Origin of the sequence: Microbacterium sp. SORGH_AS_0505, assembly GCF_030818715.1 — a bacterium.
In the GTDB taxonomy this organism is placed as follows: Bacteria; Actinomycetota; Actinomycetes; order Actinomycetales; family Microbacteriaceae; genus Microbacterium.
In genome coordinates this window covers 1,137,093-1,151,527 of record NZ_JAUTAT010000001.1, presented here as the reverse complement: position 1 = coordinate 1,151,527, position 14,435 = coordinate 1,137,093, and the positions used below count along the sequence as shown (strand labels likewise).

Sequence of the window (14,435 nt, the reverse complement as noted above, 5' to 3'; positions counted from 1 at the left end):
TGAGGCCGTCAGCCCTTGACCGCGCCGGCCATGATGCCGCTGACGAGCTGCTTGCCCGCGAAGACGAACAGCAGGATCAGCGGAACGGTGGCCAGGAGGACGCCCGCCAGGACGACGGAGTAGTCGACGAAGTAGTTCGCCTGCAGAAGCGACAGCGCCACCGGGAGGGTCGGGCTCTGCCGGTCGAGCACGATGAACGGCCAGAAGAACTGGTTCCACGCACCGACGAACGTGAAGAGGAAGAGCATGGCCGCGGCGGGACGCGCTGCGGTGACGCCCACCGTCCAGAAGGTGCGGATCTGACTGGCTCCGTCGACGCGCGCGGCCTCGATGAGTTCGTCGGGCACCGTCTGGCCGATGTACTGCGTCATCCAGAACACCCCGAAGGCGCTCGTCAGCGCGGGAATGATGATCGCGCCGATGGTCCCCGTCCAGCCGAGGTCCGCGAACAGGATGTACAGCGGGACGACGCCGAGCTGCATGGGGACGGCCATGGTGGCGACGACGAAGGCGAGCAGGAACTTGCTGCCACGGAAGCGCAGCTTGGCGAACGCCCATCCAGCGAGCGTCGAGAAGACGACGACCGACGCCGCGATCAGCGTCGAGCTGAAGACCGAGTTCCACAGGGCCAGCCAGAAGTTGACGGCCGGGTCGTTCATGACCGAGAGCGCGTTCGTCACGAAGTTGGCGCCGGGGATCCACGACATGTTCGGGTCGTTGATCGTGAACTGGTCGCCCGAACCGATGAGGAACGACCAGTAGTAGGGGAAGATCGCCGACACGGCGACGACTCCGAGCCCGACATAGACCCAGAAGCCGGCGCGCACGCCGCGGATGCGGGTGGTCCGCTCGCCGCGACGACGACGGGCGGCGTTCGGGATGTTCTCTTCGACGATGGCCAGGGGCGGCTCGCTGATGGTGGTCATCGCGCGGCATCCTTCCGTGCGCGTCGCGGCGCTTTCACGCCGCGGCCGCCCTCGTCGCGGACGAGGCGGCGGGTGATGAGGAGGTTCACGAGACCGATCACCACGATGATGATGAACAGGATCCACGCGAGGGCGGCGGCGCGACCGAAATTGAACTCGCCCCAGCCGATGTTGTAGAGGTACAGCGTGATCGTGAGCCACTGCTGGGCGGGTCCGCCCTCGCCGGTGTTGTCGAACATCCGAGGCTCGTCGAAGATCTGCAGACCGCCGATCGTCGAGGTGATGATCACGAAGATGAGGGTCGGGCGGAGCGAGGGCAGCGTGATGCTGACGAACTGGCGGAACGCGCCGGCGCCGTCGACCGTGGCCGCCTCGTAGTACTCGCGCGGCACCGCCTGCATGGCCGCCAAGAGGATGAGGGCGTTGTAGCCGGTCCAGCGGAAGTTCACCATGGTGGCGATCGCGACGTGGCTCCAGAACGGGTCCTTGTGCCAGGCGATGGGATCGAGGCCGACGGAGCCCAGCGCGTTGTTCACGAGGCCGTGGACGTCGCCGAACATGTTGCTGAAGATCAGCGCCACGGCGACGGGCGCCATGACGAACGGGAGCAGGACGCTCATGCGCCAGAACGTCTTGGCGCGGATGTTGCGGTCGAGCATCGCCGCGATGAAGACGGCGAGCAGCAGCTGCGGGACGGTCGAGAGCAGGAAGATGCTGAACGTGTTGCGCAGGGCGACCCAGAACTTCGGGTCGTTCAGGATCCAGGAGTACTGCTCGAAACCGACGAAGGTGCCGGAGTTGCGGATGAGATCCCATTCCTGGAACGAGATGACCGCCGTGAACCCGATCGGGAACAGACCGACGATCGCGAACAGGATGAAGAACGGCGAGATGTAGAGATAGGGCGAGACCTTCACGTCCCAGCGGCTGAGCCGCTGACGGAAGGAGAGCACACGGATCGGACGGTCCCCGGCGGTGGGCCGCTCGTCCACGGGGGTCTGTGGGCGGATGTCGGTGGTGGTCACGAGTCGTCTCCGTGGTGGTCGAGCGATGGAAAGGGATGCCGGCCGCCGCAGAGCGCGGCCGGCACCCCCGTCAGGAGTGGATCAGAAGGCCTCGACCTCGGAGACCCAGGTCTCCCACGCGGCATCCTCGGACTCGGACTTGTCGAAGACGCGGTTCACGGCGTTCTGGAGCGCGTCGTGGTACTTGAAGTAGTCCGCGCTCTTGAACGGCAGGACCGTGACGGCCTCGGCGCGGTCCGCGCCGATCTCGCCGGTCTTGGCGCCGTTGTAGTAGTCGTTGACGTAAGCCGTCAGGTCGGCGTTCTCGTACGCGTCGACCTGGCTCGGGAACGCGCCGACGTTGACGAACGCCTCGACCTGCTGCTCAGGAGCGGACAGCCAGTCGGCGAGCTTCTGCGCTTCCTTCACGTTCTTGCCGTTGGCAGGAATGGTCAGGTACGAGCCGCCCCAGTTGCCGCCACCGCCCGGGAAGGTGTTCGCGATCTTCCAGTTCTTCTGATCCGGCGCGTAGCCGGAGATGATGCCCTGCATCCAGCCGGGGCAGAGGACCGTCGCGAAGTCGTCGCCCTGGAAGGAGGCGATCCAGTCGTCGCCCCACTGCGCGGAGTAGGCCGAGTTCGGCACCGCGCGCTCGACGACGCTCTTGTAGGCGTCGGCGATCTCGGGGTTCGAGGTCGCGATGACGGAGCCGTCCGGCTTGTCGTAGGTGTACTCGATCTGGTTGACGATGCCCTGCAGGACCGAGTTGGCCGAGTCGATCATGGCCTTGCCGGATGCCTCGCGGTACTGGTCCGCCACGTCGAAGTAGTTGCTCCAGTCGCCGTCGAACAGCGCCTCGACCTCAGCGGGCTCGGACGGCAGACCGGCCGCCTCGAAGAGGTCCGACCGGTAGCAGATCGCCTGCGGACCGATGTCGGTGCCGTAGCCGATGAGGTTTCCCTCGGGGTCCGTCGCGGCCTTCTCCTTCCAGTCCAGCCAACGGCCCTTGAGGTCGTCGGGGACGGGGGCGAGCAGGTCGGAGTACTGCATGGCCTCGCTGAGCCAGTCGACCTCGACGGCCTCGATGTCGGCGAGACCGCCCTTGCCGAGCTTCTGGAAGAAGTTCTTGCGGGCGTCACCCGACTCCGCCGCCTTGTTGTGGACGATCGTGACGTTCGGGTTCTCGTCCTCGTACTTCTGGAGGAACTCGTCGGTGTAGCCGAAGTTGTTGAAGGTGGCGATGGTCAGGGTGACCTTCTCGCCTTCCGCTCCGGTGCCGCCCTGGTCGCCGCCGCCGGCGCAGCCGGCGAGGACGAGAGCGGAGGTGGCGGCGACGCCGGCGATCAGGCCGACGCGGCGCAGGGCGCGTGCGTTCACAGAACACTCCTTTGTGGTGTGGCGAGAGCGAGGTGCAGGGACCTCCCGTTTGGGAGCGCTCTCATCGAGTGATGCCGACGTTATGGGATCGCTCCCACGGCTGTCAAGGGAGCGCTCCCACGGCGGCGATCACGGTTTGGTCACGAGCGTCGACCTGCGCGGACGGTCCGCGGGCACGTCGGGCTCTAGACTGGTCGCGCACCCCTGCCCGCGACATCCCGGAGCTTTCTGATGCCCACCATCGTCGTCGACGTCATGCCCAAGGCCGAGCTCCTGGACCCGCAGGGGAAGGCCGTCGCCGGAGCGCTGCAGCGCCTCGGCCACGCCGGATTCGGCGATGTCCGGATCGGCAAGCGCTTCGAGCTCGCCGTCGAGACGGCCGACGAGCAGACCCTCGCCGCCGTCCGCACGATCGCCGAGGAGATCCTCTCGAATTCCGTGATCGAGGACGTCGTCGGTATCGAGGTCGTCGAGTGACCGTCCGCGTCGGGGTCATCACCTTCCCCGGCTCGCTCGACGACGGCGACGCCCGCCGCGCCGTCCGCCTCGCCGGCGCCGAGCCCGTCGCCCTCTGGCACGGCTCCCACGACCTCGAGGGCGTCGACGCCCTGGTCCTGCCGGGCGGCTTCAGCTACGGCGACTACCTGCGCGCCGGGGCGATCGCGGCGCTCGCGCCGATCATGTCCGAGGTGAAGGATGCCGCGGCCAAAGGGATGCCGATCCTCGGCATCTGCAACGGATTCCAGATGCTCGTCGAGGCCCACCTGCTGCCGGGCGGCCTGATCCGCAACGCGCACCAGCAGTTCATCCGCCGCGACCAGCGCCTCGTGGTCGAGAACGCCGACACCGCGTGGACGAACGAGTTCCGCCGCGGCCAGGAGATCGTCATCCCGCTGAAGAACGCGGACGGCGGCTACATCGCCTCCGACGAGACCCTCGCGCGGATCCAGGGCGAGAACCTGGTGGCGTTCCGCTACGCGGGCGTCAACCCGAACGGGTCGATCGACGACATCGCGGGGCTCACGAACGAGCAGGGCAACGTCGTCGGGCTCATGCCGCACCCGGAGCACGCGATCGAGCCCGGGTTCGGACCCGACACCGCGGCCGCGATGCGGTCGGGGGTCGATGGCCTGCGGTTCTTCACCGCGGCCGTCTCGGCCGTCGTGCACGCCGCGGCCTGACCCGGCTCAGCCGCCCAGCCTGCGGGCGAGGTGCGGTGCCGTGCGACTGTCGGGTTCTGCCGCGACGGCTTCGGGCGTCCCCTCGGCGACGACGCGGCCCCCGGCATCCCCGCCCGACGGGCCGAGGTCGATGACCCAGTCGGCCGACGCGACGACGTCCATGTCGTGCTCGACCACGACGACGGTGTCGCCCGCGTCGACGAGGGCGTGCAGCTGCGCCAACAGTCGCCGGACGTCGGCGGGGTGCAAGCCGGTGGTCGGCTCGTCGAGGAGGTAGAGCGTGTGGCCACGGCGCGCACGCTGCAGCTCGGTCGCGAGCTTGATCCGCTGCGCCTCGCCGCCGGAGAGCTCGGTCGCCGGCTGGCCGAGGCGCAGGTAGCCGAGACCGACGTCCTGCAGGGTGCGGAGGCTCCGGGATGCCGCAGGCACCCCCGCGAGGAACGTCGCCGCCTCGTCGACGGTCATCGCGAGGACGTCGGCGACGGTCTTGCCCTCGTAGGTGACTTCGAGCGTCTCGGGGTTGTAGCGCGCACCGTGGCAGGTCGGGCACCGGCCGTAGCTGCCGGGCAGGAAAAGGAGCTCGACGGTGACGTAACCCTCTCCCAGGCACGTCTCGCAGCGGCCGCCCGCGACGTTGAACGAGAACCGGCCGGGTGTGTACCCGCGTTCGCGCGCGAGGTCGGTCGCGGCGAACACCGCGCGGACGGCGTCGAACAGTCCGGTGTAGGTCGCGAGGTTCGACCGCGGGGTGCGGCCGATCGGCTTCTGGTCGACGCGGACGAGGCGGTCGACGGCCCCCAGTCCCGTGACGGCGCCTACCCGCAGGGTGTCGATGGACGCCGCCGGCAGCGTCGCCTCGGCGATGCGCTCGGACGGCTCGTCGGCATCGCCTCGGCCGTCGGCATCCGCGTCGTCGACGGCGTCGCCCCGCAGATGACGATCGACGACCTCGCGCAGGACGCGGCTGACGAGCGTGGACTTGCCCGAGCCCGAGACGCCCGTGACCGCCGTGAACACGCCGAGGGGGAACGCGACGTCGAGCCCGTCGAGGTTGTGCAGTGAGACACCCTGGAGCGAGAGGATGCCGGTGGCCTCGCGGCACTCCCGTCGCACCGATGCGTCGGCGCCGGGGAAGAGGAACGGACGCGTCGCCGACTCGGCGACGGCGGCCAGCCCCTCGACCTCGCCGGAGTAGAGGACGGCGCCGCCGGCCTCACCCGCGCCGGGACCGACGTCGATGATCCAGTCGGCGCGGCGGACGACGTCCATGTTGTGCTCGACGACGAAGACCGAGTTGCCCGAGGCGCGAAGCTGTTCGAGGACGTCGAGGAGCGGTGCGGCGTCGTCGGGGTGGAGGCCGGCCGACGGCTCGTCGAGGACGTAGACGACCCCGAACAGGCCCGAGCGCAGCTGGGTCGCCAGCCGGAGGCGCTGCATCTCACCCGGCGAGAGGGTCGTGGTGACCCGACCGAGGCCGAGGTACCCGAGACCGAGGTCGAGCAGCACCTGGATGCGGGCGACGAGGTCGGTCGTGATGGCCACGGCGACATCGGTGCGCTCGCCCGACGCGGTGGTCGGGAGGGCGGGCGCGGCATCCCGGATCTGCGTCGTCGGACGCAGGACCTCGGCGAGTTCGCGGATCGGCAGGGCGTTCAGCTCGGCGATCGAATGCCCCGCGAATGTGACGGCGAGCGCTTCTCGGCGCAGGCCCGTCCCGCCGCACACCGGGCAGACGCCGGTGCGGACGAAGCCGAGCACGCGGTTGCGCATCGACGCGCTCTGCGAGTCGGCGAGCGTGTGGAAGACGAACTTCTTCGCGCTCCAGAACGTGCCGTTGTAGGGCTTGGCGACACGGTCGCGCTGCGGAGTGATCTGCACGACGGGCTGCTCGTCGGTGAACAGGAGCCAGTCGCGGTCGGCCTGGTCGAGCTCGCGCCACGGGCGATCGACGTCGTAGCCGAGGGCGATCGTGATGTCGCGGAGGTTCTTGGCCTGCCATGCCCCCGGCCACGCCGCGATCGCGCCGTCGCGGATGCTCAGCGATGGGTCGGGCACGAGCGTGTCCTCGGTCACTGCGTGCGCGACGCCGACGCCGTGGCACTCGGGACAGGCGCCCGCCGCCGTGTTCGGCGAGAACGCATCGGAGTCGAGGCGCGTCGTGAACCCGGTCGGGAACGTGCCCGCCCGCGAGAACAGCATGCGCAGCGAGTTCGACAGCGTCGTGACCGTACCGACGCTCGACCGCGAACTCGGCGCGCCCCGCCGCTGCTGCAGGGCGACGGCGGGCGGGAGCCCCGTGATCGAATCCACATGCGGATCGTGGCCCTGCTGGATCAATCGCCGCGCGTACGGCGCGACCGACTCCAGGTAGCGGCGCTGCGCCTCGGTGAAGATCGTCCCGAAAGCCAACGAGGACTTGCCCGAGCCCGAGACGCCCGTGAAGGCGACGATCGCGTCGCGGGGAGCGTCGACGTCGACGCTGCGCAGGTTGTTCTCGTGCGCCCCGCGCACACGGACGAAGGCATCGGCGTCGCCGCGGGGGTTTTCAAGCATCGAACCAGCCTAGGTGTCCTGGTCCCGGCACGGGCCGAGGCCCTGGGCCGGACGATAGCCTCGGACGCATGGCTTCGATCAGCGTCAGCGTCCCCTCTGCCCGCCTCGCCGAGGACCTCTCCGACATCGACGGGGCCGACGTCTTCGTCTGGAAGATGGATGCCGCCTCCCCCCGCCCGCGCATCGACATCGTCGTCCCGCCGTACATGTCCGGGCAGGACCCCCTCGCCCGGCTCGAGGGTGTCGAGGTCGGACTCGTGCAGGGTCAGGCGATCGGCTACGAAGGCATCGAAGACCGCCTGCCCGCCGGTACGGTCTTCGCGAACGCCACGACCGTTCATGAGGCGGCCACCGCGGAACTCGCCGTCGCCCTGACGCTCACGGCGCAGCGCGGCATCGACCGGTTCGTCCGCGCGCAGGAGAAGGGCGACTGGTCGCCGTTCCAGGCCACCGGTCTCGCCGACCGCCGCATCCTGGTGCTCGGCTACGGCGGCGTCGGCAAGGCGATCGCCGCACGTCTCGCCCCCTTCGAGGTCGACCTGGTACCGGTCGCCTCGAGCGCGCGCGACGAGGACGGCATCCGTGTGCACAGCGTCGACGAGCTGCCGGACCTCCTCCCCGGCGTCGACATCGTCGTTACCTCGCTCCCCGGAGGCGACCAGACCCGGCACATCATCGACGACGCGTTCCTCGCCGCCCTGCCCGACGGCGCCCTCGTCGTCAACGTGGGACGGGGGTCGCTGATCGACACGGACGCCCTCGTCGCGCACATCCGGAGCCGCGGCATCCGAGCGGCCCTCGACGTCACCGACCCCGAACCGCTCCCCGCGGACCACCCGCTGTGGACGCTCGACGGCGTCGTCATCGCGCCGCACGTCGGCGGGGCGACCGATGCGATGCACCCCCGGATCGTGCGGCTGCTGCGTCGCCAGATCGGGCACCTGCTCGCGGGCGAGGAGCCCGAGAACGTCGTGATCCGGACCTGATCAGACCGTGAACACGCTGTGCACGGGGCCGCAGACGGAGCGGCCCCCGAGCGCGGTGAGCTCCATCAGCACCGACGTGCCGGCGAGGCTGTAGCCGAGCTGCTCGAGCAGCTGCTGCCCGGCGCGGAGCGTGCCACCCGTGGCGAGGACGTCGTCGACGAGCAGGACGCGCGCGCCGGAGGACAGGTCGCCCGACATCTCGATCGTCGCGCTGCCGTACTCGAGGTCGTAGCTCACCGAGCCGGCGGGACGCGGAAGCTTGCCCGCCTTGCGGATCGGGGCGAGACCGGTGCCCGAGGCGATCGCGATCGCGCCGGCGAGCAGGAAGCCGCGCGCTTCGACGCCCGCGACGACGTCGAACGAGCCGATGAACGGCTCGGCCATGGCCATCGCGATGGTGCGGAACCCCGCGGGGTCGGCCAGCAGCGGCGAGATGTCGCGGAAGAGGATGCCGGGTTCGGGGAAGTCGGGGATCGTCGCGATGAGCGCTTCGGCTCGGGCGAGTGCGTCGGGATTCACTGGGTCGAGGGTACTCGACAGCGTCTGATACCGCGTGCGCAAGCGCTTGCGCTAGGCTGGCGCGCATGACTTCGACCCCCTCCCCGACCGTCACCTCGACGCTCGCTCCGATCGGCGAGAGCCGGCCCGGCGCCGAGTGGTGGCGCACCGCCGTGATCTACCAGATCTACCCCCGCTCCTTCGCGGACGCCTCGGGCGACGGCATCGGCGACCTGCCCGGCATCACGTCGCACCTCGACGACCTCGCCTCGCTCGGCGTCGACGCCGTGTGGCTGAGCCCCTTCTTCACCTCTCCCCAGAAGGATGCCGGCTACGACGTCGCCGACTACCGTGACGTCGACCCGCTGTTCGGCACCCTCGGCGACTTCGACGACATGCTCGAGGGCGCTCACGCCCGCGGCATCCGGGTCATCATCGACCTCGTCCCGAACCACTCCTCCGACAAGCACGTCTGGTTCCAGCAGGCCCTCGCCGCCGCTCCCGGCAGCCCCGAGCGCGCGCGCTACATGTTCCGCGACGGCACGGGCGAGAACGGCGAATTGCCCCCCAACAACTGGGAGTCCGTCTTCGGCGGCCCGGCCTGGACGCGGATTGCCGACGGTCAGTGGTACCTGCACCTGTTCGACACGTCGCAGCCCGACTTCGACTGGACCAACCCCGAGGTGCGCGCCGAGTTCGAGGCGACGCTGCGCTTCTGGCTCGACCGCGGCGTCGACGGCTTCCGCGTGGACGTGGCGCACGGCCTGATCAAGGCCGACGGCCTGCCCGACTACACCCCGCCGGCCGAGGCCGACTCGATGGGCGGCGCCGAGCCCGTGCCGTACTGGGGCCAGGAGGGTGTCCACCAGGTGTGGCGGGAGTGGCACCGGGTGCTCGACGAGTACGAGGGCGACCGGGCACTCTGCGCCGAGGCGTGGCTGCCGACGGTCGACGAGACCGCCAAGTGGGTGCGCTCCGACGAGATGCACCAGGCCTTCAACTTCCCCTACGCGATGAGCGAGTGGGATGCCGCGCAGCTGCGCGAGATCATCAGCGAGTCCCTGCGCGCCTTCCCCGCCGTCGGCGCTCCGGCCACGTGGGTCCTCTCGAACCACGACGTCATCCGCCACGCGACCCGCCTCGCGATGCCCGGTCACCCCCAGGGGCACGGCGTCGGGCCCGAGACGCCCGGCAAGCCCGATCCCGCCGCGGGACTTCGTCGCGCCCGCGCGGCGACCGCGCTCATGCTCGCCCTCCCCGGCTCGTCGTACCTGTACCAGGGCGAGGAGCTCGGACTCCCCGAGGCGATGGAGCTGCCCGACGACGTCCGCGAGGACCCGACCTGGTTCCGCACGAACGGTGAGCGCTACGGACGTGACGGATGCCGCGTCCCGCTGCCCTGGACCGCCGATCAGGGCGCGTTCGGCTTCAGCGCGACGGGCGAGAGCTGGCTGCCGCAGCCTGCGGAGTGGACGGCGCTGGCCCGCGACGTGCAGGAGGACCAGCCGGACTCGACCCTCTGGCTGTACCGCACGCTGCTGGCGACCCGCCGCGCGCACGACCTCGGGTCGGGCGCGCTCGAGTGGCTGGACGGCTACGGCCAGGACGTCATCGCCTTCCGCAACGGCGACATCACCGTGATCGCGAACGTGGGCACGACCCCGGTCGCGCTGCCGAAGGGCACGCTGCTGGTCGAGAGCGACGCGTTCGAGGGGTGCGAGCTCCCGGCCGACACGACCGTGTGGATCGCCGCGGACTGACGTGACCGGCATCGACGACGTCGCCCGCGCCGCAGGCGTCTCGGCGGCGACCGTCTCTCGCGCGCTCAGCGGGCGCGGGCGCATCTCGGATGCGACCCGCGCCCGCGTGCGTGCGGCCGCGGCCGACCTCGGCTACGTGGTCTCGGCTGCGGCATCCGCTCTGGCGACGGGGCGTGCCGCGAACATCGGCGTCGTCGTCCCGCTGCTCGACCGGTGGTTCTTCGCGAACGTGCTCGACGGCATCGCGAGCCGCCTCGCACCGCAGGGCTACGACATGACGCTCTACAGCATGAGCGACGAGCGGTCCCTGCGGGACGGCGTGCTGGACGTGTCGCTGCGGCGCGGCCGGGTCGACGGGATCATCGTCCTCTCGGTGACCCTCGCCGACGACGAGGTCGACCGGCTCCTCGCGCTCGATCTGCCCGTCGTGGGCCTCGGCGCCACCACTCCCCGGCTGCCGGCGCTCCGCGTCGACGAGCTGGCCGTCGCCCGCGCCGCGACCGAGCACCTGCTGAGCCTCGGCCACCGGCGCATCGCGCACATCGGCGCAGGCTACGCGGGAGATCCGGGCCTCGACATCCCGTCGCTGCGCCGACACGGTTTCACCTCGGCGATGGCGGATGCCGGCATCCCGGACGCCCCCTTCGCCGCGGCGGACTTCACGATCGAGGGCGGACATCGCGCCGCACTCGCCCTGCTGGACGGTGCCGCCGCGCCGACGGCGATCTTCGCGGCATCCGACGAGATCGCCTTCGGCGCCATGTTCGCGGCGAGGGACCGCGGACTCGACGTGCCGAGGGATCTCTCGGTGATCGGCGTCGACGGGCACGAGATGGGCGGCTTCTTCGGCCTGACGACGATCGCCCAGTTCCCGCACGAACAGGGCGAGCGTGCCGCCGCCGCCGTCCTCGCCGCGCTCGAAGGGCGCGAGGAGCTCGGCGAACTCGCGTTCCAGCTCGTCGAGCGGACCTCGACAGCCTCTCCCGTGGAGGACTCACTGAGGTAGCGGCGGCCCCGTCCCCGTAGGCTCGACGTCATGCCTCTCGACCTCGAAGCGATCTACACCGACCTGCACCGGCACCCGGAACTGTCGTTCCAGGAGACCCGGACGGCCGGCGTCATCACACGCGAGCTCGCATCGCTCGGCCTCGACTACGAGGAGGGCGTCGGCCGCACCGGCGTCGTCACCGCGATCCACAACGGCGACGGACCCGTGATCTGGCTCCGCGCCGACATGGACGGCCTCCCGGTCCCCGAGCAGACCGGCCTCTCCTACGCGAGCACCGCCCGCGGCGTCGACCCCTCCGGGCAGGACGTCCCGGTCATGCACGCCTGCGGCCACGACATGCACGTGACCGCCCTGCTGGGCGCGCTCGAGAAACTGCAGGCGACCCGTGAGGAGTGGTCGGGCACCGTCGTCGCCGTCTTCCAGCCCGCCGAGGAGTACGGCGCAGGGGCACAGGCGATGATCGCCGACGGCGTCTTCGACCGATACCCGAAGCCCGACATCGTCCTCGGCCAGCACCTGACACCGCTTCCCGCCGGAACGATCGGCGTGCGCCCGGGAACCCAGATGGCGGCATCCGACGGCATCACCGTCACGATGCACGGCCGCGGCGGTCACGGCTCGCGTCCCCACGCGACGATCGACCCGATCGTCATGGCGGCGGCGACGGTCATGCGCCTGCAGACCGTCGTCTCGCGCGAGGTCGACCCGCGCGAGATGGCCGTCGTCACCGTCGGCTCGATCCACGCCGGCCTGAAGAACAACATCATCCCGGCCGAGGCGACCCTCGAGCTGAGCCTGCGCTACCCGAACGACGAGGCACGGGCCGACATCCTCGAACGCGTCGAGCGCGTCGTCCGCGCCGAGGCCGCGGCATCCGGTGCGGAGCAGGAACCCACGATCACGACGCTCCACACCCTGCCGCCCACCATCAACGACATCGATTCGACCGCCCGCCTGACCGCGGCGATGGACCGCGCGTTCGGCGAGGGCACCGTCGTGGATCCCGGTATGTTCACCGGGAGCGAGGACGTCTCGTGGTTCGCCCGAGAGGCCGGCGTTCCGCTCGTCTACTGGTTCTGGGGCGGCGTCGACCCGCAGCAGTACGCGGATGCCGCTGCTGCCGGTACGATCTCGCGTGACATCCCGACGAACCACTCCCCGTTCTTCGCCCCCGTCCTGCACCCGACCATCGAGCGCGGCGTCGACGCCCTGACCGTCGCCGCGCGGGAGTTCCTCACATGAGCAACGACGACTGGCTGCCCTTCGCGCCCCTCGACCCGCAAGAGCACGAGAAGCCCGAGCGTCCGGCGAACCCGAACCGGGTCCCGATGATCCTCGGCGCGGTCGCCGGCGTGCTCCTGGTCGCCGTCATCGTGGTCGTCAGCGTCTACCTGCTACGGGCGACCGAGCCGACGACGGCAGCGCCGCCGGCGCCGCCGACCTCGCAGGCCGCACCCCAGCCGGCGCCCTCGCCATCGCAGGACCCCGAGCCGTCGGAGCCCGTGGAGGAGGAGCCGCCCGCCGCGGCATCCACCATCGAGGTGAACGGGTCCGGTTTCACCGTGAAGACCGCCGACGGCACGGTCGACCACACCTGGGCCGATGACTCGGGTCCGGTGATCGCTGCGCTGACCACGGCTTTCGGCACCGCGCCGAAGGAGGAGTTCGTCAACGGCGACGCCGAGAACTGGGCGTACGACATCTACGTCTGGCCGGGGTTCCGCCTGTACGACGTCTTCCTCGGCGACGGCGGCCGTTCCCGGGGCGAGGTCCCCGCACCGACGTGGATCGCGCTGACCTCCGGGCTTCCCCAGGACGTGCAGGTCACGAACGAGTTCGGAGTGGCCGTCGGCGACAGTCTCGACCAGGCTCGCAGCAAGGGACCCTTCGACGAGTTCACCCTCACGAACGGCCGCGTGCGCCTCACCTACGGCGAGGGCCGCGGAAAGTTCTACAGCAACGGGTCGCGCGAATTCAGCGCCTTCGTCGAGTCCGATGAGTCCGGCCAGAAGGTGGCCTCGATCACCTACACGTTCCGCGCCCGCGGTCAGTGATCGGTCGGCGCCGTCGTGCGCGCATCCACCAGTCGCCGTCCGCTGACGACGCCCGGTAGCCCGCGCCCGGCGGGGGTGGCGAAGAAGAGGACCGCCCACACCAGCACGAAGACGACCGAGAGGATGCCGACGGCCGCCCCCAGCTCGCTGAGCAGGAGGTAGCCGCCGATCCCGCCGAGGAAGCGGAGTGCCCGTGCGACCGGCTCCGGAAGGCGGCCGCCTTCGTAACGCAGCTCGACGCACAGGTCGCCGACGGTGCGGCCCGTCGCGAGGACGACGACGGTCCACACGGCGATCGTCACCCATCCCGAGGCGATGTCGGCGATGACGCCGTCGGCGACCAGGTCCTCCCGGCGCAGTGCGTACTGCAGGAAGAGCTGAACCGTGGTCCCCGCGGCACCTCCGAGGATCGCCGTGCCGAGCAGGTCGCAGACGGCCCCGAGCAGGCGGCGGCCGCGCGTGACCGGGCGGGGCTCACCGGCATCCGCTGCCTTCTCGACGCCGCGCAGTCGCGCCGGGACGAGGAGGGCGACGATCGACCCGACGAGGGCGCCCAGGGTGTTGGTGAGCAGGTCACCGACGTCGAAGAGGCGGTACCCGCACGGGAACAATCCCCACACCCCGGTCAGCTGGGTGGTCTCGATGAGCAGGGACAGGAGGAACCCGACGAGAGTGGCGATGACGACACCCCGACGCCCCACGACCCGGATCAGGAACCCGAGGGGGAGGAAGAGGAGGACGTTGAAGGCGACCTGGAGGAGTCGGATGTCGGTCAGCGGCGACCCGTCGGCGAAGGCCCCCACGAGGTCGTCGATGGTCGGCGCGAGCGAGAGCACCGCCCCCGAGCAGCGGTAGTCGTCCGAGGCGGGCAGGGGAAGGAGCGTGTAGCTCCAGATGGCCAGGAAGTAGACGAGGGATGCCGCCCAGAACGCCACGCGGCCGAGACTGAGACGACCACGGCGACGGTAGCTGACGGCTACGACGGGGACGAAGAGGATGAGCCCGACGACTGCCCCGAACAGGATCGCGACGACTGCCGGGAAGACTTGTCCGCTCATCCGGCGAGTCTAGGGAATAGTCCGTGACC

At 70.4% G+C, this 14,435-nt stretch carries 13 protein-coding genes; 7 read left to right on the top strand and 6 right to left on the bottom strand.

From position 1 onward, the window contains the following. Positions 1 to 8: 8 nt before the first annotated feature. The 3 genes from QE428_RS05760 to QE428_RS05750 form a co-directional block, all read right to left on the bottom strand. Complete coding sequence (locus QE428_RS05760) at positions 9 to 926, bottom strand: carbohydrate ABC transporter permease (protein ID WP_091358358.1); 918 nt, start codon at positions 924 to 926, stop codon at positions 9 to 11. Next, on the bottom strand, positions 923 to 1,951 hold the full coding sequence (locus QE428_RS05755) for a carbohydrate ABC transporter permease (RefSeq protein WP_091358355.1): 1,029 nt from the start codon (positions 1,949 to 1,951) through the stop codon (positions 923 to 925). The genes QE428_RS05760 and QE428_RS05755 overlap by 4 nt, the downstream gene beginning before the upstream one ends. An 81-nt stretch (positions 1,952 to 2,032) precedes the next feature. Then, positions 2,033 to 3,307 carry an ABC transporter substrate-binding protein gene (locus tag QE428_RS05750; protein ID WP_307466806.1) on the bottom strand — a complete coding sequence of 425 codons (1,275 nt, stop codon included), beginning with the start codon at positions 3,305 to 3,307 and terminating at the stop codon, positions 2,033 to 2,035. A gap of 231 nt (positions 3,308 to 3,538) precedes the next feature. Here QE428_RS05750 and purS point away from each other — a divergent pair, with 231 nt between their 5' ends. Together purS and purQ are read left to right on the top strand one after the other, a co-directional pair. Then, entirely contained in the window at positions 3,539 to 3,784 is a 246-nt protein-coding gene (purS, locus tag QE428_RS05745; protein WP_307466803.1) for a phosphoribosylformylglycinamidine synthase subunit PurS, read from the top strand. After that, positions 3,781 to 4,488: a phosphoribosylformylglycinamidine synthase subunit PurQ gene (gene purQ / locus QE428_RS05740; protein ID WP_091358346.1), complete on the top strand. Its 708-nt coding sequence runs from the start codon at positions 3,781 to 3,783 to the stop codon at positions 4,486 to 4,488. Before purS ends, purQ begins: the two co-directional genes overlap by 4 nt. Before the next feature lie 6 nt (positions 4,489 to 4,494). Here purQ and QE428_RS05735 read toward each other — a convergent pair whose 3' ends face one another. Further along, on the bottom strand, positions 4,495 to 7,041 hold the full coding sequence (locus QE428_RS05735; RefSeq protein ID WP_307466798.1) for an excinuclease ABC subunit UvrA: 2,547 nt from the start codon (positions 7,039 to 7,041) through the stop codon (positions 4,495 to 4,497). 68 nt (positions 7,042 to 7,109) lie between these two features. Here QE428_RS05735 and QE428_RS05730 point away from each other — a divergent pair, with 68 nt between their 5' ends. Then, positions 7,110 to 8,027: a 2-hydroxyacid dehydrogenase gene (locus QE428_RS05730; RefSeq protein WP_091358339.1), complete on the top strand. Its 918-nt coding sequence runs from the start codon at positions 7,110 to 7,112 to the stop codon at positions 8,025 to 8,027. Here QE428_RS05730 and QE428_RS05725 read toward each other — a convergent pair whose 3' ends face one another. Beyond that, positions 8,028 to 8,546: an adenine phosphoribosyltransferase gene (locus QE428_RS05725; RefSeq protein WP_307466792.1), complete on the bottom strand. Its 519-nt coding sequence runs from the start codon at positions 8,544 to 8,546 to the stop codon at positions 8,028 to 8,030. 65 nt (positions 8,547 to 8,611) lie between these two features. Between QE428_RS05725 and QE428_RS05720 the strand changes: the two genes are divergently transcribed. From QE428_RS05720 to QE428_RS05705, 4 genes are read left to right on the top strand one after another with little or no spacing between them, the layout of a single operon-like run. Continuing rightward, the gene (locus QE428_RS05720; protein ID WP_307466790.1) at positions 8,612 to 10,285 is read left to right on the top strand and encodes an alpha-amylase family glycosyl hydrolase; all 1,674 of its coding nucleotides are present in this window, start codon (positions 8,612 to 8,614) and stop codon (positions 10,283 to 10,285) included. Position 10,286: 1 nt separating this feature from the next. Further along, positions 10,287 to 11,291 (top strand): LacI family DNA-binding transcriptional regulator, encoded by a 1,005-nt coding sequence (locus tag QE428_RS05715; RefSeq protein WP_307466787.1) that lies wholly within the window; start codon positions 10,287 to 10,289, stop codon positions 11,289 to 11,291. Positions 11,292 to 11,321: 30 nt separating this feature from the next. Then, entirely contained in the window at positions 11,322 to 12,536 is a 1,215-nt protein-coding gene (locus QE428_RS05710; RefSeq protein ID WP_307466784.1) for an amidohydrolase, read from the top strand. Continuing rightward, a complete protein-coding gene (locus QE428_RS05705; protein ID WP_307466781.1) occupies positions 12,533 to 13,348 on the top strand; it encodes a hypothetical protein in 816 nt (271 codons plus the stop codon). The genes QE428_RS05710 and QE428_RS05705 overlap by 4 nt, the downstream gene beginning before the upstream one ends. On the opposite strand, the gene QE428_RS05700 is transcribed toward QE428_RS05705, so the two are convergent. Continuing rightward, positions 13,342 to 14,406, bottom strand: coding sequence for a VanZ family protein (locus tag QE428_RS05700; protein ID WP_307466778.1), 1,065 nt, complete (start codon positions 14,404 to 14,406; stop codon positions 13,342 to 13,344). The two genes, QE428_RS05705 and QE428_RS05700, sit on opposite strands and share 7 nt — an antisense overlap. Positions 14,407 to 14,435: the final 29 nt, after the last annotated feature.